General features: G+C 53.8%; 20 protein-coding genes. 11 read left to right on the forward strand and 9 right to left on the reverse strand.

Annotation, left to right across the window (positions count from 1 at the left end; translation table 11 throughout):
- Positions 1-159 precede the first annotated feature (159 nt).
- Both gcvT and FHS90_RS00900 read left to right on the forward strand, forming a co-directional pair.
- Entirely contained in the window at positions 160-1254 is a 1095-nt protein-coding gene (gene gcvT, locus FHS90_RS00895) for a glycine cleavage system aminomethyltransferase GcvT (protein ID WP_182511223.1), read from the forward strand.
- 164 nt (positions 1255-1418) lie between these two features.
- Positions 1419-2129: a 2-phosphosulfolactate phosphatase gene (locus FHS90_RS00900; protein ID WP_182511224.1), complete on the forward strand. Its 711-nt coding sequence runs from the start codon at positions 1419-1421 to the stop codon at positions 2127-2129.
- 315 nt (positions 2130-2444) lie between these two features.
- On the opposite strand, the gene FHS90_RS00905 is transcribed toward FHS90_RS00900, so the two are convergent.
- Positions 2445-2774 carry a nucleotide pyrophosphohydrolase gene (locus tag FHS90_RS00905; RefSeq protein WP_066830948.1) on the reverse strand — a complete coding sequence of 110 codons (330 nt, stop codon included), beginning with the start codon at positions 2772-2774 and terminating at the stop codon, positions 2445-2447.
- Between the two features lie 179 nt (positions 2775-2953).
- A complete protein-coding gene (gene dtd / locus FHS90_RS00910; RefSeq protein ID WP_182511225.1) occupies positions 2954-3406 on the reverse strand; it encodes a D-aminoacyl-tRNA deacylase in 453 nt (150 codons plus the stop codon).
- A gap of 284 nt (positions 3407-3690) precedes the next feature.
- Here dtd and FHS90_RS00915 point away from each other — a divergent pair, with 284 nt between their 5' ends.
- Positions 3691-6396, forward strand: coding sequence for a hypothetical protein (locus FHS90_RS00915; protein WP_182511226.1), 2706 nt, complete (start codon positions 3691-3693; stop codon positions 6394-6396).
- Positions 6397-6651: 255 nt separating this feature from the next.
- On the forward strand, positions 6652-7242 hold the full coding sequence (locus FHS90_RS00920; protein ID WP_066830943.1) for a YceI family protein: 591 nt from the start codon (positions 6652-6654) through the stop codon (positions 7240-7242).
- A 117-nt stretch (positions 7243-7359) separates the two neighbouring features.
- Here the strand turns inward: FHS90_RS00920 and corA are convergent, their stop codons facing one another.
- Entirely contained in the window at positions 7360-8484 is a 1125-nt protein-coding gene (gene corA, locus FHS90_RS00925; RefSeq protein WP_066830941.1) for a magnesium/cobalt transporter CorA, read from the reverse strand.
- A gap of 766 nt (positions 8485-9250) precedes the next feature.
- The gene (locus tag FHS90_RS00930) at positions 9251-9838 is read right to left on the reverse strand and encodes an IMPACT family protein (RefSeq protein WP_066831052.1); all 588 of its coding nucleotides are present in this window, start codon (positions 9836-9838) and stop codon (positions 9251-9253) included.
- Positions 9839-10311: 473 nt separating this feature from the next.
- Between FHS90_RS00930 and FHS90_RS00935 the strand changes: the two genes are divergently transcribed.
- The 5 genes from FHS90_RS00935 (at position 10312) to FHS90_RS00955 (ending at position 15334) form a co-directional block, all read left to right on the forward strand.
- Positions 10312-10716 carry a sugar 3,4-ketoisomerase gene (locus tag FHS90_RS00935; protein ID WP_082893417.1) on the forward strand — a complete coding sequence of 135 codons (405 nt, stop codon included), beginning with the start codon at positions 10312-10314 and terminating at the stop codon, positions 10714-10716.
- Between the two features lie 23 nt (positions 10717-10739).
- Positions 10740-11669, forward strand: a complete 930-nt coding sequence (locus tag FHS90_RS00940) for a GNAT family N-acetyltransferase (protein ID WP_182511227.1) — start codon at positions 10740-10742, stop codon at positions 11667-11669.
- 28 nt (positions 11670-11697) lie between these two features.
- Positions 11698-12804, forward strand: coding sequence for a DegT/DnrJ/EryC1/StrS family aminotransferase (locus FHS90_RS00945; RefSeq protein ID WP_246386544.1), 1107 nt, complete (start codon positions 11698-11700; stop codon positions 12802-12804).
- Between the two features lie 287 nt (positions 12805-13091).
- On the forward strand, positions 13092-14369 hold the full coding sequence (locus FHS90_RS00950) for an MATE family efflux transporter (RefSeq protein ID WP_182511229.1): 1278 nt from the start codon (positions 13092-13094) through the stop codon (positions 14367-14369).
- Positions 14366-15334, forward strand: a complete 969-nt coding sequence (locus tag FHS90_RS00955; protein WP_182511230.1) for a glycosyltransferase family 2 protein — start codon at positions 14366-14368, stop codon at positions 15332-15334. Before FHS90_RS00950 ends, FHS90_RS00955 begins: the two co-directional genes overlap by 4 nt.
- On the opposite strand, the gene FHS90_RS00960 is transcribed toward FHS90_RS00955, so the two are convergent.
- Both FHS90_RS00960 and FHS90_RS00965 read right to left on the reverse strand, forming a co-directional pair.
- A complete protein-coding gene (locus tag FHS90_RS00960; protein ID WP_182511231.1) occupies positions 15288-16703 on the reverse strand; it encodes a N,N-dimethylformamidase beta subunit family domain-containing protein in 1416 nt (471 codons plus the stop codon). The genes FHS90_RS00955 and FHS90_RS00960 overlap by 47 nt on opposite strands.
- Positions 16696-17532, reverse strand: coding sequence for a class I SAM-dependent methyltransferase (locus FHS90_RS00965; RefSeq protein WP_182511232.1), 837 nt, complete (start codon positions 17530-17532; stop codon positions 16696-16698). Before FHS90_RS00965 ends, FHS90_RS00960 begins: the two co-directional genes overlap by 8 nt.
- Positions 17533-17681: 149 nt before the next feature.
- Here FHS90_RS00965 and FHS90_RS00970 point away from each other — a divergent pair, with 149 nt between their 5' ends.
- Complete coding sequence (locus FHS90_RS00970; RefSeq protein WP_066830923.1) at positions 17682-18665, forward strand: acyl-ACP desaturase; 984 nt, start codon at positions 17682-17684, stop codon at positions 18663-18665.
- Between the two features lie 476 nt (positions 18666-19141).
- Here the strand turns inward: FHS90_RS00970 and FHS90_RS00975 are convergent, their stop codons facing one another.
- Entirely contained in the window at positions 19142-19426 is a 285-nt protein-coding gene (locus FHS90_RS00975) for a DUF427 domain-containing protein (protein WP_066830921.1), read from the reverse strand.
- Positions 19427-19666: 240 nt separating this feature from the next.
- Between FHS90_RS00975 and FHS90_RS00980 the strand changes: the two genes are divergently transcribed.
- Positions 19667-20767 (forward strand): vWA domain-containing protein, encoded by a 1101-nt coding sequence (locus FHS90_RS00980; RefSeq protein ID WP_066830919.1) that lies wholly within the window; start codon positions 19667-19669, stop codon positions 20765-20767.
- A gap of 322 nt (positions 20768-21089) precedes the next feature.
- On the opposite strand, the gene FHS90_RS00985 is transcribed toward FHS90_RS00980, so the two are convergent.
- Entirely contained in the window at positions 21090-21269 is a 180-nt protein-coding gene (locus tag FHS90_RS00985) for a hypothetical protein (protein ID WP_182511233.1), read from the reverse strand.
- A gap of 142 nt (positions 21270-21411) precedes the next feature.
- Positions 21412-21600, reverse strand: coding sequence for a hypothetical protein (locus FHS90_RS00990; protein WP_182511234.1), 189 nt, complete (start codon positions 21598-21600; stop codon positions 21412-21414).
- Between the last annotated feature and the right edge of the window lie 13 nt (positions 21601-21613).

A 21613-nucleotide genomic window follows, 5' to 3' on the forward strand; every position in this document is an offset into this window, starting at 1 on the left:
CGCCTGCAGATTTGCATTTAAAGCAGGAGTTTATTGGAGGAATAAAGAATAAGTGCAATAATAAGGTTCAGCCGTTGTTCTCTGGTAAACGGTTTCTAAAGCCAGGGTAATTGCCTACTTTTGCCTTTCTGTTAGAAGGTGCTCCTAAACAACCCATACATGGAATTAAAGAAAATAGCTCTAAATGATGTGCACGAGGCGCTGGGCGCTAAAATGGTGCCATTTGCCGGTTACAACATGCCTGTTCGCTACAGCTCTGATCTGGAGGAGCACCACACGGTAAGAAAAGCCGTGGGCGTTTTTGACGTGTCACACATGGGGGAGTTTCTGGTGTCTGGGCCGCAGGCCCTGGACCTGATTCAGCGCGTGACGTCTAATGATGCCTCTAAGCTGACCCCGGGCAAGATTCAGTACTCCACGTTTCCCAACCAGCAGGGCGGGATTGTAGATGACCTGCTGGTGTATTGTCTGGCAGAGGAAGAATACATGCTGGTGGTCAACGCCTCTAATATTGAGAAAGACTGGAACTGGGTTAACCAGTTCAACACCAACGGTGCCCAGCTCAGAGATATCTCAGACGAGCTTTCCCTCTTTGCGGTACAGGGGCCTAAGGCGGCACAGGCGCTCCAGTCACTGACCTCGGTTGACCTGGCCAACATGGTCTATTACACCTTTGACAAAGGCGAATTTGCGGGGGTGCCCAATGTGATCATCTCAGCTACGGGGTACACCGGCGCGGGTGGGTTTGAAATCTACGTGCCCAATGAGAACGCCAGAGAGGTCTTTGACAAAATCATGGCGGCCGGGGCCGAGTTCGGGATTAAACCCATTGGCCTGGGAGCCCGTGACACCCTTCGGCTGGAGATGGGGTACTGCCTCTACGGCAATGACATCACAGACACCACCTCACCGCTGGAAGCCGGGTTGGGCTGGGTGACCAAGTTCACCAAAGACTTCACCAATGCCCAGAACCTCAAAGCCCAGAAGGAACAGGGCGTCTTCAGAAAACTGGTGGGGTTTGAGATGATGGAGCAGGGCATTCCGCGCAGCCACTATGAGATTGTTGACGCAGAGGGCACCACCATTGGCGAAGTAACCTCTGGCACCATGTCGCCCTCTCTGGGCAAGGGCGTGGGCTTAGGCTACGTGAAAACCGAGTTCTCGGCCCCCGGAACAGAACTCTTTATCAAAGTGCGCAACAAGCAGCTCAAGGCGCAGGTGGTGAAACTGCCGTTCTACAAACCAACAGTATAAAGAGTTCTGAGTCTTGAGTCATGGGTCCTGAGTCATATAATTTTAATTTTTCAGGCTTTAGACTCAGAACAACCGCAGGCGTTTTAGGGCTGTTTTTCAGAAAACAGCCCTAAAACGCCAATTTTTTATATGACTCAAGGCTCAGAACTCAGAACTTTTTCAAAATGCCTTCTATAGATGTTTGTTTCAGCCCAGAGCTGTTGCCGCTGTATGATTTAAAGGGAAAGATTGCCGTGGCGGTAGATGTGCTGCGGGCTACGTCCAGCATGGTGACCGCCCTGGCGCACGGGGTTTCCCACATTGCCCCGGTAAGTGACCTGCAGGAATGCCTGGCGTTCCGGGAGAAGGGCTACCTGGTGGCCGCTGAGCGGGATGGCATCAAGGCAGACGGGTTTGACTTTGGCAATTCGCCGTTTCATTACCGGGAGGGCGTAGAAGGCAAGCGGCTGGCCATCACCACCACCAACGGCACGCAGGCCATCAGGCTGTCACGCGCGGCAGATGAGGTGCTGGTGGGGGCGTTTGTGAACGTGGGCGCCGTGGCCCGCTACGTGCGGGCCAAAGGCAAAGACGTGGTAGTGGTCTGTGCCGGCTGGAAAGGCCTGTTCAACCTGGAAGACACGCTCTTTGCCGGGGCGCTGGCTGAACGCCTGCAAGCTGACTTCCACCTGAACCATGACGCCACCCTGGCGGCGTACCACCTCTACCAGACCGCCAAAACTGATTTGCTTGGTTTCTTGTCCAAGTCCTCACACGTGCAACGGCTGGAGCGGCTGCACATTCTGCCAGACATTGAGTTCTGCCTGCAGGAAGACGTGTACCAGCTGGTGCCCGTGCTGCAAGGTGACGTGCTGGTGCCGGCAGAGTTGGGGTAAGCGCTTTTTTCCATAAACGGCAGGAGCGGCCCACAGATACCAATTAGTAGCAATTTCGTTTCTGGCTTATTTTCTAGAAATCAGCGCTAAAACAGCCCTAATAAGCAAGCGTAAATTCTTTCTCTGCTTTTTTAAATCTGTCATCCTGAAAGGATCCCGGTGGCGAACGGTAATAGCTACCGCTTTCTAGTTCGCCCACTGTTCCCTAAGATTCTTCCAGATTGACAAAGAGGGGAGGCGTGATGTTGGCTAAATTCTCGTTTTTGGCCTGTTTTCAGAAAAACAGCCCGAAAACGGTTTTTCTCTTTTGTTGAATTATCCCTTTAGCTTGGGGTTGTTCTGGTGACGGTCTTTGTCCCGGGCGGTGCGTTTCTCCAGGCCTTTCTGGAACGCTTCGGTCAGGTTTACGCCGGTTTGGTTCGCCAGCGCAATCAATACGAACAGCACATCAGCCATCTCAGTGGCCAGGTCTACTTCCTCGTCGCTCTTCTTGAAAGACTGGTCCCCGTACCGGCGGGCAATGATGCGGGCCACTTCGCCCACCTCCTCTGTGAGAATGGCCAGGTTGGTCAGTTCAGAGAAGTACCGAACGCCCACGTCTTTAATCCAGGTGTCTACGGCTTGTTGGGCTTGCTCTAGGGTCATTTTTTAATGAGTGAAGAAGTGAATGCGAGATTGAGTGAATTTTGTAATGTGCTAATTCTTAATGAACTGATGTGCAAATGAGAATTGTGTTTTAGGGCTGTTTTCGGGGAAATAAGCCAAAAACACGTTTTCTAGTTTCGGCCTGTGGCCGATGCCCAAACACAATCAACAATGAACAATTATTCGCGGTTTTGCGAGTCAATGGTGATGGTGACGGGGCCGTCATTGAGCAGGCTCACCTTCATGTCTGCGCCAAAAATACCCGTGGGAACCGGTTTGCCCAGCTCCTTTTCCAGGGTCTGGTGAAACTGCCCGTACAGCGGAATGGCCACGGCCGGCGGCGCGGCGTTGATGTAAGAAGGGCGGTTGCCTTTCTTGGTGTTGGCGTACAGGGTGAACTGGCTAATGAGCAGAAGGCCGCCCTGCACGTCTTGCACGCTCAGGTTCATCTTGTCTTCCGCGTCATTGAAAATACGGAGCTGGACAATTTTCCGGGCTGTCCAGGCCAGGTCTTCGGGGGTGTCTGTGGGGGTGAAGCCGGCTAACACCAGCAGCCCCTGGCCAATTTGGCCGTTCACGTTTCCTTCAATGGTCACAGATGCCTGCGTGACCCGCTGTAGCACTACGCGCATAATTTTAACTGTGTGAATGTCATCGGTTCAGAAAAACCTGCCTCTACAGGAGGGGGCGTATTCTGTTTTCGGCCTGTTTTTGGGAAAACAGGCCGAAAACAGACCCGGGCGGCCGCCAATACAGACACCGCCCATGAGGGGTGTTTCCCCCGGGCGCTCTGAACTTTGCGCAAGTTACTAAGAAAACGCGGGGTGGCTTTGCACCCTGATCATATCAATTTGTAGAGAAAGGACGCTGAAGCGGAGGTTTTTCCGTTATTTTTGTGTTTCCTAACCCTTACAGGATGCCGAAAAAGACGATTTACTGGCTTTGTGGTGTGGTGGTGCTGTTGGCGCTGGGCTTTTACGGGTTTACCAAATGGACAGAGGCTCGCGAAAAAGTAGACCTCTGGACGCTGGTACCTGATGATGCCGTCTTTATTGCCGAAACCAACAGCGTGCCCCGGTTCATTGACCACCTGCAGGAGTCAGACCTGTGGTCTACCGTCTCGCAGATGCCCTTTGTGCTGCGGCTGGAAGACCAGCTGACCACCCTGGACAGCCTTTCTGGCGGCCGCTCCCAGTTCAGAAACTTCCTGGTCAATAAGAACATGCTGGTGTCTTTGCACGTGATGGGGCGCACTGACCAGGAGCTGCTCTATTACATACCGGTAAACACCGTGGCAGAGCACCGCTACATCAGGACCCTGGTGGAGAATGTGGTGAAGGCAGACGAGTACCGGCAGGAGGTACGGGATTACCAGGGGTTTCAGATCACAGACATCGTTCACCAGAACAACACCAACAACTTTTCTTTTTTCAGCTACCACAACAACCTGGTGATCAGCGCCAGCCCGGTGCTGGTTGAGGAGGTGGTGCGGCGCATAAACCGGGGGCAGCTGGAATCACCGGCCAAAGATTACAAGAACACCAACTACCTGAGCCAGCCAGAGGTGTACGCCAACGTGTTCATCAACTACCAGCACGTGCCAGACCTGTTCAGTACCTTTCTGAAGGAAGACCTGCTGGATGACGTGAACCTGTTGAGCAGCCTCTGCCGCAACAGCATGCTGGAGCTGAAACTGAACAACAACCGGCTTTTCCTGAACGGCTTCTCTAACCCGGAGACGGTGGAGGGGTCCCTGTTCAGCCGGTTGAAAGGGCATGCCGCCAAATCTTTCAAGCTCAGGGAGGTGATTCCCAACCGGGCGGCGGTGCTGCTGCACCTGGGCATGAACCAGATGGGGGTGCTCAGGGCGGTGTCAGGCAAGCCCAATGCCTCGTTTCTGGACACTCTGGCCAATTCGTTTGCCGGGGAGCTGGGGCTCTGCTACTTAGAGGCCTATGACACCAGAACCTCGCCAGAGAAGGTCCTGTTTGCGCAGGCGTCTAACCCGGCGTACACCCAGTCCCTGCTGAACCGCCTGCAGCCGGGGCAGACCGCCGGTACCCAGGAAAAGTATGCCGACCACACCATTCGGTTGCTGACGGCCAAAGATCTTCCGCAGCAGCTGTTTGGAGACATGTTCAAGGGGTTTGACCAGACCTATTATACCACGCTGCAAAACTATATCCTGTTCACAGATGATGTCGCCACCATGCGTTCGCTCCTGGCAGAGGTGAAGGCGGGCAAGGTCTGGGGCAAGTCTGAGGCCATGGAGCCGCTGCTGGCAGAAACGCAGCAGGAAGACAACGTGGGGCTGTACATCCACACCGCCAACGCCTGGAACCTGCTGGTGCGGTCTATGAACAACCAGAACCAGGCGGCCCTGTTGCGCAACAGCAGCATTGTAAAGAAGTTCAATTACCTGAGTTTCCAGTTCAGCGCCGCCGAGCAGCAGTACTACACCAGCCTGATCTTGCGGCACCAGGAGGAGTCTTCTGTGAAGAAGGTGCTGGCCTCCCAGGGAATCACCCAGGAAGAGACGTATGACCTGAAGAGCCGGTTGCTCACCATGCCGTTCCTGCTGCAGTACCCCGTTGACAACACCGCTGAGCTGGTGGTGCAGGACTCGGCACTGGTGCTGCACGGGGTGTCAGCCCAGCTGGACAGGCAGAACTGGACAGACACGCTGGATGCCCGGGTCATGGGGCCGGTGCACCAGTTGGTGTATGGGGCAGACAAACGGCTCAAATATTTTTTCGCCACGCCTAACCGTATCTTTGGGGTAGACAAGAACGGGAATGACCTGGAGAACTTCCCGTTTACGTTGGGAGACTCCCTGCGTCTGCAGCAGTTGACCGTGTTTGACTATGACAAGAACGGGAACTACCGGCTGGCGGTAGATGACCAGCTGGGCAATATCTTCCTGCTGGACATGCAGGGCAACCTGCAGGGCGGGTGGACGCCTATGCGCTTAGACAGCCGGCTGGCCGCGCCGCCGCAGCACCTCAAGGTCAACGGCAGAAACGTGATCATGGTGGTGCTGGAGAATGGGTTTGTCTATGCCTTTGGCGAACAGGGGGAGACATACCCCGGTTTCCCCATCAACCTGGGGGCCAACCTGCGGTCAGGGCTTTTTGTCAAGCCGGGCATTTCCTTCCGCCGCTCTACCTGCGCCACCGTTACCCAGAGTGGCGAAGTGGTCACATTTGACCTGACGGGCGAAATCATTAGCCGGAAACAGCTGCTGCGCCCAGACCGGAGAAGCACCTTTGAGCTGGTGCCGGAGCCAACCGGGAAATCTTACATCATAGCCCGGACAGACCCTGGGCGGGTGGCGCTGTACAGCCAGGAGCTCAAACTGCTGCTAGACCGGCGGTTTGTCACGTCGTCAGCTAAGGAGGTGCAGTACTTCCACTTTGGGGGAGACAAGAAGCTGTACGTGATCAGGGAGACCGGTACGCGCAAAGCCTATCTGTTTGACGTGCAGGCCCAGCCGCTGGGCAAAGACCCCATCAACGCCTCATTCCCGGTGAGTGTGCAGTTCAACGAGGTGCAGAACCAGTACATTCTCTTTGCCTCCTTTAACCGGGTGCTGCAGAAGATAACGGTGCAGGGTAGAAACTGATTAGCGCTGCAGCTCCACCTCTGCCCACCGGGGCTTCTACTTCTTTTGGCTTCTCTGCTGCTGTTTTAGGGCTGTTTTCTGGAAAACAGCCCTAAAACAGCGGGGGCTTTCCTGGTGGCAGACAGGCAGAGGGGCTTTCTTGCTGACAGACTTGGGATTATTTGACGGGGTTGACAAATTTTTTTTCTGCACAACATTTGTATGTACATTAATTGTTTATACATTTGCAGCACTTAAACAGTAAGTCAAAAAGAAATGAAACTAAGAAACACCGTTTTAGCAGCGCTGGTAGCGTTGGTAACATTCGCATTTGCAGGCAAAGGCGCAGACTACAAAGTAGTAGCCAATCAGTCTAAAGTGGCCTGGGTAGGCACCAAGGTGACTGGTGAGCACTCAGGCACCATCAGTATTGCAGATGGTAAACTGGTTAGCGACGGCAAGAACATTCTAGGGGGTACCTTTACCATTGACATGGGTTCTATTGCCTGCACAGACATCTCTGATGCTAAAATGAACCAGAACCTGGTGGGTCACCTGAAGTCAGAAGATTTCTTTGGGACCGCCAAATACCCAACGTCTACCCTGGTGATCAAAAACGCGAAAGCCACCGGCAAAGGCCAGTACCTGGTGTCTGGTGACCTGACCATCAAAGGCATCACCAAGCCCATCCAGTTCCCGGCTACTATACAGCACGCCGGTAACCAGATCAAAGCCAACGCCAAGGTAACCGTTGACAGAACCAAATATGACATCAAATACGGGTCAGGCAGCTTCTTTGACAACCTGGGTGATAAAGCCATCAGCAATGACTTTGTGCTAGACATCAATCTGGTAGCTAAGAAATAAGCAGCACACAGAATTACAAAAACAAAAAAGGCGCTCCCAAAAGGGGCGCCTTTTTTAGTGGGTAGCTTGAAGGCCTGTTTTGAGCCTGTTTTCTGAAAAAAAGGCCCAAAACTGGCGCTACTTATTACTGAGCCAGCCTTTGCGGTAGAAGAAATACACCATACCGGTGACCACCAACCCCATAAAAGTGAGCAGGTACACATACCCGTACGGGTGGTACAGCTCCGGCATGTTCCACTCATTGATACCGCCGCGGGGGTTCTCCCGCGAAAAGTTCATGCCGTACAACCCCACAATAAAACTCAACGGAATAAAGATGGTGGAGATGATGGTCAATACTTTCATGACCTCATTCATGCGGTTGCTCACGTTTGAGAGGTACAGGTCTGAGAGGTTGCTGGTGGTCTCCTTGTAGTTGTCTACCAGGTCCATGAGCTGCACGGCGTGGTCATACACATCCCGGAAGTAGATTTTCAGCTCCGCCGGAATCACCTCCTCATCCATGCGCAGCAGCTCGTTGATCTTGTCCCGCTCCTGCCACACCGTGCGGCGCAGCTTCACCACCTCGCGCTTCAGGTCCAGGATCTGGGTGAGCAGTTGGCGGCCGGGGTTCTCAAACAGGCAGTCTTCCAGCTCCTCTGCGTAGTCGCCAATCTTGGCCATGGCCGGAAAATAGTAGTCAGTGATCACGTCTAAAATGCCATGGGTGAGCGACATGACGGGGCGTTTCCGGATAGTACCCTTGCCCGACCTGATGCGGTCCCGCAGCACGTCCAGGCAGTCATGGTAGTCACTCTGGAAGGTCAGCACATAGTTGGGGCCGGTGAGCAGGGTGAGTTGCCGGTCTTCCAGCTTGTGCTCCTCATTGAACTCAATCATGCGGGACACAATGAACAGGCGGTCGGTTTCGTCTTCCACCTTGGGGCGCTGGTAATCATTGACTATGTCTTCCATCTGCAGCGGGTGGATCTGGAAATCAGCCATCATGCGTTCCAGCACCGGCACATCGGCGTAGCCCCGTACATCAAGCCAGTGCTTGGCCTGCGGGTGTTCCCTGAACGTGTGCATGAGGCTGTCATAGCCCTGGTGCTCCTGCTCCAGAAAAAAATCAGGCCCGTAAGAAATCAGGAAAAACCGGGGCGCAAGGGCGTTCTCCGGCAGGGCCAGCGACCCCGGCCGCTGCCCGGCCTTCCGGGAGATAGTGTCCGGCCGAAGCCGCTTAGGGATATGGTAATCTGTCATGCACAATCAGGTTCAAAAACGGCGCAGCCTTCCCCGCACCAGCAAGGGGGCCGGGTGCCCAGCAGGGCCAACGGCTCAAAAGGTACGAAAATCTGGCTTGCAAGGCTGACCTGTTTCCGGCCTGTTTTCTGAAAAACAGGCCGGAAACAGAAAGGGGCCGCTTTAGGCCTCGGCGTTGCCGAAGCCAGGTTCTTTAAAAGGGGCCAGAAAGGCCGCTGGCAAAATGCGTTCTTCTGAAGCGACGCCAGGGGCTGTTACAGGATTATGTGTGTGACCGCCGCCGCTGTTGACGTTTATGAACCAAAGCCTCCCGGGGCATTTTCGGCCTTTGGCCGAAGGAGGATGTGCTCCCTAAGGTTGTGGTAAGCTGGTCTAAAGTTGCCTTTAGAGATCAAAGAAGGCTCCCGGGGTGTCTGGAGAATTGCACCATCTGCGTCACAAGACTGAAGTCCCGCGCCAGGGTAGCTGCCTTACGGCTAGTTTTAAGAAGGTAACGTGAACCGGGGAGTTAAAAGATGTTGTGCTCCAAAAAGAGAGGCAGACAAAGAGAGCCACCACCTGAGGGACGGGGTGGAATTAGAGCATGTTTAAATTTGCCTTTTGCACTGCAAACGGGTATCAAAAGAACCTGACTTCGCGGTTGACTCGCACCATAGCGGGGCGTATGCTGCTCAAAAAACGCTATAGAAGAACCTTTCGCTCCCCGTTTTCGCTTGCAAAATCAAAATTTAAACAAGCTCTTAAGGTTGGGAAGGCGGTGAGAATTCTAACGCAGGCGGCCCAGTTTGGAGAACTGCTCTTCTAGTTGCGGGGCCAGGCTGGTGCGCACCTCTACGGTGAGTTGGCAATCCAGCTGAAAGTCCTGCTGCCGAACCAGAAGGTCATAGTCTTTCACCACCCGCATCACGTCATTCATCTGCTCATAACTGAATTGGACCGTGAGGAACGTGGTTTCATGGCGTTCTACTACGTAGGCCTGGGCCAATGCCTCAGCGGTGGCGGTTTTGTAGGCGTGAATGAGGCCGCCCACGCCCAGCTTGATGCCGCCAAAATACCGGATCACCACCACCAGCACATTGCTCAGATCTGCAGATTTGATCTGCCCCAGGATGGGGTCTCCCGCTGAGTGGTTGGGCTCACCGTCATCATTGGCGCGGTAGGTGGCCCGGTCAGCCCCCAGCAGGTACGCGTAGCAGTGGTGGCGGGCGTCAAAGAATTCTTTGCGCAGGGCTTGCAGGATCTCTTTCACCTCCTCTTCAGAGCGCACCGGGTACGCCTTGGCAATAAACTTGCTGCCTTTCTCTTTGTACAACCCCTCAACGGGTGCGGCTATGGTGCGGTAGGTATCCTGCATGGAACGCAAAATTACGAAGTATTTAGGAAAGGGCAGAAGTGCGTTTTGGGGCTGTTTTCCAGAAAACAGCCCTAAAACAGGTTGAAGCAGACAGGCCCCCGTGCCTGATAAAATAGGAGGAACCGCACCGGCACGGCCACCAGATGTCATCTCTGGTTCAAAGGCCGTGGTGCGGTATAGGGAATACCGGTTGCCGCTCTGTGGGCTTGGCAGAATAGGGGCCTGGAATTCACCCGGGATAGAAACATGCCTTATGCTCAGGCACGGGGGGCGGTTTCACCAGAAACTACTGGTTTAGCTTAAAAGGAGAGCCAGCAGCGTCTAGAACCGGACGCGGCGCAGCCGGTTGAATTAGGAAGCTATTCTGTAGGGGAGGGGTCAAAGGATGGGCGAAGGGGGTAGGCGGGTCTTGGTTCTTGCTCTTGGCGCTACTATTGTCACCATTCTGGCGGGTTTGCGTAACTTGGGGGCAAATGATGCCATCAGAACCTTACCTACTGCCGTTTTCAACCTTTTCAGATGCCGGGGGCACGTTAGTTTCCACCCAAGACGCCGCTGGTCTGCCCTTTGCCGTGCAGCGGGTTTTCTGGGTGTACCCTAACGGCGCTGACACCGTGCGCGGGGGGCACGCCCACCGCACCACCAAAGAGGTGCTGACGGTAGTGCAAGGGAGCGTGGTGGTGCATACGCAGACTGCCCGGGGCAAAAAGGCTTTTGAGCTGTCAGATATCTCCCAGGGGCTGTACATACCGCCGCTGTGCTGGATTGCGGTACATCCTGCAGCAGATGCTATTCTCTGTTGCATGACCTCCACATGTTTTGAAGAGTCAGACTATATCAGGGAGTACCAGGAGTTTTTGAAGCTTCTGGCAAAGTAACCAAGCCCGCCGGAGAAGAACCCATGGACGTCATCAAATACACAAGCGCGTATGAGAATGAGTGGGATGCTTTTGTGCAACGCGCAAAGAACGGGCATTTCATGTTTCAGCGGCGCTACATGGAGTACCATTCCTCCCGGTTTCAGGACGAGTCTTTGCTGTTCTTCCAAAAGAACAGGCTGGTAGCCGTCTTGCCGGCGCATGTGCAGGGAGAGACGCTGTATTCACACAATGGCCTCACATTTGGCGGCGTTCTCTGTGACGCTGCTATGACTTTTTTGGGAATGCGGGAGGTGTTTTCGGCCTTGAAAGTCTATTTGAAGGCGCAAAATATTCATGCCCTGGTGTACAAAGCGATTCCGGCGTGTTACCACCAGTTGCCGTCTAATGAAGATGTGGCGGTGCTGACCCAGTTGGGGGCAGAAATGACGGCCCGGGATTTGGTGAGCGTACTAGATCTTTCGGCACCCAGAAAGTATTCAAAAGGGGTGAAATGGGCGGTGCAGAAAGCAAAGAAAGCTGCCTTGGAAGTGAGAAGGAGTGAGAATCTCTCTGCGTTTATGCAAATCATGCAGGAACTGCTCCAAACCAAGTACAGGGTGTATCCCACGCATTCAGTAGAAGAACTCCGGCAGTTGGCAAGGAGTTTTCCGGAGAATATTGTATTGTACGGGGTGTTCCAGGGGCAGGAGCTTTTAGGCGGGACGGTGGTATTTGTAACAGAGCAGGTAGTGCACGCCCAATACATTGGCATGGGGGAAGAAGGGAAGGCACTGGGGGCCACCCCGTATCTGCTGGACAAGATTTTCTCTGCGTTTCAGGGCCAGAAACGGTATTTTAGCTTTGGGACTTCCCCTGGCCCGCCATATATCAATGAGCAGCTGTATTACTTCAAAGAGAGCATGGGGGCCAGGGCCATGCTGCAGGAGCGGTATCTGCTCACCTGGAAGTAAGGAGCAGGCCATGACACAGGAGAACAACATGCAAGTACCCTTCTTCACGTTCAGAGACTTCCCTGACGGAATACATGCACGAATTGAGCAGACGCTGGTAGAGGAGTACCGGAGGCAGCAGTTCATTTTGGGTGCTTCCGTTCAGGAGTTTGAGCGAAGTTTTAGTGATTATATTGGGGTAAAAGAGGCAGTAGGTGTCGGTAACGGGTTTGACGCCCTGGTACTGAGTCTGCGGGCGTTAGGGGTTGGCCCCGGAGATGACGTATTGCTGCCGGGGAACAGTTTCATTGCCACCATCAATGCGGTGCAGCAGGTGGGGGCTACTCCTGTGCTGCTGGACCCAGATGAGAAAACCTACAACCTCACCGCCCAGGCCGTTAACCAAGCCATTACCCAGCACACAAAGGCAGTGATACCGGTTCATTTATTTGGGTTGCCGTGCCCCATGCCCCAGATCATGCAGGTGGCGCAGGAGAAGGGCATTCTGGTGGTAGAAGACTGTGCGCAGGCGCACGGGGCGGTGGTGGCCGGCCGGCAAGTAGGTTCGTTTGGGCATGTGAACGCCTTCAGTTTTTACCCAACCAAAAACCTGGGGGCGGTGGGAGACGCGGGTGCCGTGGTGAGCCAGGATCTGGAGCGGCTGAACTTTATCCGGAAATACCAGAACTACGGGCAGTCCCAGCGGTACGCGTATGAGCTGCCCGGCGTGAACTCCCGCCTGGATTCTCTGCAGGCCGCCGTGCTTTCTGTGAAACTCCCGTATCTGGGGCAGCTCAATGAGGAGAGGAGGAGATTGGCCAGAAGTTACAGCCAGCAGTTGGCGGGGGTGGGGGATCTGGAGTGCCCGGCAGAAGTCCCCCCCGGGACTGAGCCGGTGTTTCATCTGTACGTGGTCAGAACGCGGCAGCGTGATGCATTGCAGCAATACCTGCAGAAAAAAGGTATCAGCACCCTGGTGCATTATCCGGTGCCGGCCCACTTGCAGAAAGCTTACGGCCATCTGGGGTTGAGAAAAGGGGGCTTGCCCGTAACAGAGGCGTTGGCGGCTACCAGTCTCAGCCTTCCGCTTTACCCGGGTATGACCGAAGGGGAGCAACACTATGTGGTGGAGCAGGTGCAACATTTCTTTGCCTGACGTGCAGGCCAAACCAACCAGTTTTCTCCCCTAAGCCCATATTCCCATTTTGGTTTTGCAGGCGAAGGCTGAGCGTGAAAGATCCTGGCGAAGTGATTTTTGATCAGCATAGCAGCGTTCCGGAGAGTGAGAAGGACGAAAGCAGGTTCAACCGGTGCCAGTTGGCAGTGCAGAAGACCAATGTGAATAAAGCAGAGTAAAAGCTGTTTTCGGGCTGTTTTTCAGAAAATAGCCCGAAAACGCCGCACCAAGAAAAGACTGTTCTTCTAAATTACTTAGTTTGCAGAATGGCTAGAAAGCAGCACATCCAGCAGTTTTTGAAAGGCTCTCTCTGGTCAGGACTCTCTACGGTGGCCCGGGCGGGGAGTTCATTGGTGGTCAATAAGCTGTTTGCCATCTATTACGGCCCCAGCGGGATCACCTTGCTGTCGCACTTTCAGGGGCTGATCGCTATTCTGACCACCCTTCCCAACAGCGGGGTGAACGTGGGTCTGATCAGGCACCTGGCCCAGGAAGATGTGGGGCGGCCGCGCTACCAGTCCTTTTTCTGGACCGGGCTGTGGCTCAGCCTTCTTTCCTTTGTGGCGGTGCTGGCCACCGTGCTGGGGTTCCCTGACTTCTTCCTGAACCGGTTTAACTTAGATGCCCTGCTCCAGGGGAGCGGCTGGTACCCCTTGCTTCTGGTGGGGTTGTTCCTGTTGTTGCTGCTGTACCTCTTCGGGTTGTCAGTGCTGCTGGCCCGCCAGTTCCTAAGGCTGTACGTGGGGTTGGTGCTGTTGGTGAGTACTGCTACGGTGGCTATAATCTGGATGGCGGTGGGGGAGTTGCCTTTGCCAGCGGTGCTGTGCCTTTTTTTAGCAGGCCAGGCGGTGGGCGGTTTGGCGGCGGCGGCAATGGTCTTTCAGAAACGCCTGGTCCCTGCCTGGCAAGTCAAACCCGAAAAGGAGACCTTGCGGGAACTGGGGAAATTTATTTTGATGGGGGTTTCCACCCTGGTTGGCGCTAAGTTTTCAGATTTTCTGGTGCGGGAAATTGCCATGCACCGCTTCTCGCTGCATGATACGGGGCTGTGGCAGACGGTGGTAAAAGTGTCTGATAATTATACGCTCGCCTATACCTCTATCTTGGGTATGGTGTATTACCCAAAGATTGCGGCCCTTCTCCCCCGGGAAGAGGAATTGAAAAAGTACGTGCGCACCATCTTCTTTACGCTGGCCCCGTTGCTGGCGGCAGGCCTGCTGTTGGTGTATCTATTAAGGCGGTTTTTGTTGGTCTTACTGTTCAATGAAGACTTTCTGCCCGCCCAGGACCTGTTCAATTACCAGTTGCTGGGTGATTTATTCAAAATGGTGGCGTGGATGCTGTCTTATGTGGTGGCGGTAAGGGCGCAGGTGCGGTTGTACATTGGGGTGCAGCTGGTTTCGCCATTGGTGTATTTCCTGCTGGTGCTCACGTTAATCCCTCTCTTGGGCATTGAGGGCCTTACCGTGGCCTATGCCATTGACTGGGCGCTGTTCCTGCTGTTCCACCTGTATCTGTTCCGGTCTTACTTTTTCTCAAAATGAACGCTCCCCTGGTATCTGTGATTTGCCTGTGCTACAACCATGGCCGCTTTCTCAGGCAGGCCCTGGATTCTGTGCTGGGGCAGACGTACCCCAACCTGGAGATCCTGGTGGTAGATGACCTGAGCTCTGATGACAGTGTGGCTATTATTGAGGAGTACGTGCAGCGGTATCCTTTTATCCAATTCCTTCGGCACCGGCAGAACAAAGGCAACTGCTATTCATTCAATGAAGCGTTCAGGTGGAGCAAAGGAGACTACGTGATAGACTTCGCCACTGATGATGTGCTGCACCCGGAGCGGGTGGCCCGGCAGGTGGCCGCCTTTGCCGCCCTGCCCCCTGACTACGGGGTTCTATACACAGACGCTGACCTGATAGATGAGGCCTCTCATCTGTTGGGCCGGTTTTACCAGCGGAGCAAAGACGGTGCTCTTTCCCCGGCTCCCGCCCAGGGGGACGTGTTTGCGCAGGTGCTGAGCAGGTACTTTATTTGCCCCCCCACCGTCATGGTAAAGCGCAGGGTGCTGGAAGAGCTGAACGGATATGACGCTTCATTGGCGTATGAGGACTTTGATTTCTGGGTGCGGTCATCCAGGAACTGGAAATACCATTTCCTGGACCAGGTGCTCTGCCAGCGCCGCATGCACCCCCATTCGCTCTCCCGGCAGCTGTATAAAAAAGGCGACCAACAGCTGGCCTCCACCATTCAGGTAATCAGAAAGGCGCAGCAACTGGTGCAGAACCCCGCAGAGCGGAAAGCCTTGCAACGCCGCATCAGGTATGAAGCCAGACACGCTTATCTCACCGCCAATTACAGGCAGGCCGCAGAACTACTCAGTATTTTGCAGGAGGAAGGCGGCGTGGGGGGCTCTGACAGGGTTTTGCAGCAACTGGTGCGTTACCGGGTTCCGTTGCAGTTTGTCAGGAAGTGGTACCACCGCTGGAGGTACGGGCGTAGCGGTGCATGAAGTTGGTGATGACCTGCGTGAACACTGCATCTACCCCCACACCGGCACCACTCTGGATAGAGCCGGAGTTCAGCACCGCGTGTTGCGGGGAAAGTTCTGTAACCGTGATTTCGCCCCCGCCTTCTCCGTTCCATTCTTTGTTACCGGGCTGATAGACTGCCCTTTCTTGGGAGGTGGCGGCTTTGTTCAGCCCTTTGGCTAACACCACCGTGTTAGCGGGACTGCACCAGGTGGTTTTGTCTGTCTCATCGCCGCAGATAGGGAGCCCGTCTAGGCCCTTTTCTCCAAAAAGCTGCCCCCGGGTGACGTGAGACCCGGAGAAAAGCCAATGTTCTGGGGTGAGCACCTGGTACGGGGCATAGGAGTTCATGCCGGCCTCAGAAAACTGTGCGCCTAAAAGTGTGGCTTCAGGGGCAGAGGTGTGGCGCCAGAGACAGCCCCGTTCAGGTTCATGTTCAAAGAATGCGCCGTCTTTCCTGCATTCCAGCTGGGTGAAGCTGTTGTGCCAGCGCACCTGCCAGTAAAGCTGATTTCCGCCCAGGGCGATCAAACTGATTTTTTTCCGCTGCACCAGGTCTTTGAGCGTGTGGTACATCTTTTGGGTAAAATATTCAGCGTGGTACGCCAGCACAATCACTTTGTAAGACTGGAAACGCTGAGGGTGCGCCTCCAGAAAATAATCTGGCAACAGATCTGCCTGGTACTTCTCTGCAAACCAATGGTAGAGGTGGCTCTCTATCTGGAGGTCATGCTGGTGGCTGGTGGTGCGGTGGTAGGTGAGGGCGGTATTGGGTCTAAGCGTAGAGACATAGGGCACCGCCTCTGCGGCAACGGCATTGCGGTAGAGCGACTGGCCGGCGTAGGCGTTGTAGGCTTGCCACGTAGAAACCGGAGCTAATACGGCCACCTCAGATGAGGGGGAGGGAGAACTCACCAGAAAATGGATTTCTGAAGCCAACCCGCCCAAACGGTTGTTAAGGAATGCCCGATAATACCCTTGTGGGGTCTGGGCCGGGAGGGTAAAGGTCCAGCTTGGCGTCCAGTTGCAGCCGTGTTGGGCCTCCTCCAGGGTCTCCTGCTGTAGAAGGAGGTCAAAAGAATGTTCGTGCAGGGTTTGCCAGTTGGCCTGGGGGGTGCGGTATTGCAGAAGCAGCAGGTTGTTTTCCTGCAGTGCTTTGAGGTGAAATGTCACCGTTTGCCCAGGTGCATAGCAGAGGCGGTCTGTATAGCCTTCTAACGGTTGGGGCACCATGTCTGGAGTGACGGTGTCTTGCACGGGAGCAGGCTTAAAGAAAAGTCGCCACCGCAAGAGCCGTAGTTTTCCCACTACCCCCAGCAGACGGCTTGAGCGCAGAAATACCTTAAACATCAGATACCTGTTTCTTTATAGCCTGCTGTGTAGCCACAAAAATAATTTCCTGCTGCCCCAGACGTAGGCGGTACTGTTCTTCCGGGGTACGGGTGAGGGCGTATTCTACCGCTTCTACAGCAAACCCCTGGGCAGCCACCCGTTGGGCAAAATCAGGGCCGTAGTTCCGGAAACGGTCGGCCTGGCCGTAGGCGTGTAACCGCTGCGTGGGCGTATGGGCATCAGGCTGTTCTAAGGTTTTGGCAAGAGCGGCATGCATGCGGTCCTGGAGCAAGAGCCTGCCGCCTGGCCGCAGCACCCGTCTCAGCTCCTGTAGCGCCTGCAGGTCATTGGGCACATGGGCCAGAACATGGGAACAGAGGATCAGGTCAAAAGAGGCGTCTGCGTAGGGAAGCGCCTGTATGTCTACCTTGTCCATGGCCACCGGCGACTCCAGATCAGCGCTGCGGTAGTTCAGGTTTTTGAACTGTTTGAGTTTTTTCTGCAGGATAGGCTCAGGGGCCATGTGGAGAACGGTAAAAGATTGCCGGTCAATGTGCAGTTCTTCCAGCAGGTACAGCCACAGCAACCGGTGGCGCTCAACGGTGTGGCACCGGGGGCAAAGCGCCTGCGGCCTTCTCTCCCCTTTGTTCCCGAAGGGCAGGAACGTTCTATAGGAGTGCTCGCAAAGCGGACAATACACCTTGCGCCCTGTGTACAGCCAGCTCCTGGTTTGCCAGAACAGTTGCCTGAGGGCAAGCCGGGCAGCGGGGGGAAGTAGTTTCTTGAACAGGAACATGGGCAAAAGCGTATTCCCAAAGATAAAGACCCGAAACCATTTCTTCTGCATAGGGTGGCTTATGTCAACCCAGATGTTGTTTTTACGTAGGCATAAGTTCAGTTCTGGTCATAACCGGGGCTGTGTGCTGGTTTCAGGGAGGCAAGTCAGGGCGTTCTACTTGAAAGTTAGTATATTTGTCTTTCTATATCTTGTTTCTTATGATTTCTAATATTGCCGCCACCCGTTCTGAGGTGATGAAATACCTGGAGAACTTCCTGGAAGAAAAGCTTCCGGAGTTTCTGAAATCTGTGGAAGACAGCTGGCAGCCCGCTGATTTTCTGCCTGATGCCCGTTTTGATAATTTCTTTGACGAGTTACGTGACCTGAAGGAACGTGCCCGTGAACTGTCTTATGACCTGCTGGCCGTCTTGATTGGCGATACCATCACTGAAGAGGCGCTGCCCACCTATGAAAGCTGGATCATGAGCATCAAAGACGTGAGCCGTGACCCAGACGGCCCCTGGATGCGCTGGAACCGTGGCTGGACTTCAGAGGAGAACCGCCACGGGGATCTTTTGAACCGCTACCTCTACCTGACCGGCCGCATAGACATGCGCCAGATGGAAGCCTCTACCCAATACCTCATTGCCGACGGCATGGACATCAAAACCGATGATGACCCGTACCGCAGCTTTGTGTACACCTCCTTTCAGGAAACGGCCACCAACGTGTCGCACCGCCGTGTAGGCGCCCTGGCCAAGCAGGCCGGGGAGACCGTGCTGGCCCGTATCTGTAACCACATTGCCGCTGACGAGGGGCGTCACGCCAAAGCCTACAAGTCTTTTGTGAAGAAGATCTTTGAGGTGGACCCTTCTGAGATGATGCTCGCCTTTGAAGACATGATGCGCAAAAAGATTGTCATGCCCGCGCACTACCTGCGTGAACTGGGCATTGACCAGGGGCAGACCTTCGGGCATTTCACAGACGCCGCGCAGCGCATTGGTGTGTACACCTCTAATGACTACGTGGAGATCATGGAAACCCTCATCAGAGAGTGGAAAATCACCAGCGTCACAGGCCTTAACTCAGCCGGGGAGCGCGCCCGCGACTACATCATGGCCCTGCCTAACCGCCTCCGGCGCGTGGCTGACCGCGTGAAAGTACCAGAGCTGCAATACAAGTTCAAGTGGATTGACAGTTAGAAACAGGCTGTTTTTGACCTGCTTTTCTGAAAATAGACCAAAAACGCCCCACAAGAAATTGTGGGGCGTTTTTGTTTTCATGTAGGTTAGTAGGAGATAATGACATTGATTATAGTTTTCCACTTATCCCTATTAATTGCATTTGGTTGTACTCGCTTATCTTAGGCAACATGTAATGCGAGGATGATACAGCGTGATGCTCTTCTAAACAAGGGTGAGGAAATTATTGGAATGAAGATCCTTGCTTCGCGATTTTGTTTTCAACTAACAGATTGGGTAACAGAAATTAGGAATACGCAAGGAAGTGTATCAACTTCCGGATTAGGACCCACAAGTTACGCTAGCGCTAAACTTGCGTGAGAGGTAGATGAAGTAAGTCTTACTTTCCGTTTTCGGCCTCGTTTCCTAAAACGAGCACAAAAACGTACTTCCCTTTTCACCAAACTTACTCATCTTTACCTTTATAAATCTTCAAATCAGCTCCCCACCACCTGCACGCCCTTCCAGAATGCCACGAAACCTTCAATTTCTTTGGCGGCTTCTTCGGTTTGGGGGTAAGTCCAGGCGGCGTCTTTGTTCTCAAAGGTGCCTACTTGTATATTAAAATAGCTGGCTTCTCCTTTCCAGGGGCAGGTAGAGTGGCGGTCGCTTTGGTGGAAGTAGTCCCATTGCAGGGAACTGGGCGGAAAATAATGGTTCCCTTCCACTTCAATCGTCTCTTCACTTTCGGCTAAAACCGTATTTTTCCAGATGGCACGCATAGATAGGTAAGTTGGTATTCTCTAAGAAACTGATTAGAATCTTCTAAGATTGTGTACTAAGTTGCCACCAGAAGGTTGCTTTGCGTAAGAACCAAATGCTTTCCTCGTTGTTGTATAGGAGACACGGGAGGGAAGCACAAGCTACGCAAGGTTGGCAGCAAGAACATGAGGAACTTCCCGCATTGCTCTTTCTCCCCAATGCAGGCGGAACGCCAAATACAGAATTAACAGTTAAAAGAAATGGCAGCCGGATATAGATTCACCCAATTCGTACCTGAGGAAACCACTGAGAAGGGCTTTGAGCCGCTGCTCAAGATTTTCCTCCAGTTAATTACGCTCACCGCCGGTGACGTGGCTGAAGCCATGTCCTGGATGAGTGAGCTGGACAAGCAATACAAACTCACCGATGACCGCTACGGTTTGGGCGACTTCTTTGAAGACCTCAAGAAGAACGGCTACATTGATGACAAAGGCCCAGACGGCCAATTTAACCTGCAGGCCAAAGGTGAGCAGCGCATCCGTAAAAGTGCGCTGGAAGAAATCTTCGGGAAGCTGAAGAAAGGCGGCCGCGGCAACCATGCCACGCCCAAAACCGGCATTGGCGATGAGCCTTCCGCCGACAGGCGCGAGTTCCGGTTTGGCGACGCCCCTGAGCAGATTGAACTGACGGAGTCCATCCGGAACGCGCAGATCGCCCACGGCCTCTCAGAGGATTTCTTCCTCACCGAGAATGACCTGGAGGTAACCGAGCGGGAGCACAAGACCCAGACCAGCACCGTGCTTATGATTGACATCTCGCACAGCATGATTCTGTACGGCGAAGACCGCATTACGCCCGCCAAAAAGGTAGCCATGGCCCTTGCCGAACTGGTGAAAATCAAGTACCCCAAAGACAACCTGGACATCATTGTGTTTGGCAATGACGCCTGGCAGATCAGCGTGAAAGACTTGCCGTACCTCATGGTGGGCCCGTACCACACCAACACGGTGGCGGGACTGGAGCTGGCCATGGATTTACTCCGGAGAAGGAAGACCAGTAACAAGCAGATCTTCATGATCACCGACGGCAAACCCACCTGTCTGAAAGAAGGTCTGAAGTACTATAAAAACAGTTTCGGGCTGGATAGAAAGGTGGTGAACAAGACCTTGAACCTGGCGGCCCAGTGCCGAAGACTGCACATCCCTATCACCACCTTTATGATCGCCTCAGACCCGTACCTGCAGGAGTTTGTGGAGGAATTCACCCAGGTCAACAACGGCCAAGCCTACTACAGCAGCCTAAAAGGCCTGGGGAACCTAGTGTTCAGAGACTATGGAAGGAACAAAAAGAAGCGGATGTAAGGTGTATTTGGCATGAAAAGGGAAGTTCTCACAAGATCTGGCTACTGTGAAGCGCAGATACTTGGATTACAAATCCCGAACAGCGGAGAGGTCTCGGCTTTGTTACGAATGATTCCCCCTTTGAAGGGGGCAGGGGGATGTTTACACAAGAAGATTCACGCATTCCAGACTCCCCTCCTCGGAGGGGTAGGGGAGGGTAATTACGTTTCCCACCACATAACCGCCTGCTCCAAAGACCTCGCAGCGTCTTTAAGACCTGCGAGTGTCTGCGCCAACTTCCGTTTTTGGCCTATTTTCCTAAAACTAGGCCGAAAACAGAAAACTATTCCGCAAAAGTTTTACGCTTAACAAAATACGAAACAATGCTCAGCAGACCACCCACCACTATAAAACCAATGGCCAGTTCAGGAAACGCTGTTTTGGTGAGGCACATGCCTATGCCCGCCAGCACCAGAAGACGGGCCAGCACCATGAAGATAGAAGGGGGTGAAAAATGACGCATAGCTGTAACCGTTAGTGATCTACCTAAGATACGGGTTTTCCAGAAAGGGTGAAATAAAGCATTTAAAGTTTCATCAGAGAAAACCAGTATGCTTCTGTTTTAGCCCTACTTTTCAAAAAGTAGCTCAAAAACGGAAGTAGGGTTACTCCTTGTTTTGATTCACGGCACGTCTACGCAGATAGCCGCCAATGAGGCCTAAGACCACGCCAACACCCAGCAAGATATACCCTAAGGGTCGGTCTATGACGTGAAAAATACGTAATAGGGCACTAATGATCACGAGGGCGGCGCCAATGGCGGTGAAAACTAAAGCGGTGGCAACTGGTTTCATACATTAAAGGTAC

Source organism: Rufibacter ruber, assembly GCF_014138425.1.
GTDB lineage: Bacteria > Bacteroidota > Bacteroidia > Cytophagales > Hymenobacteraceae > Nibribacter > Nibribacter ruber_C.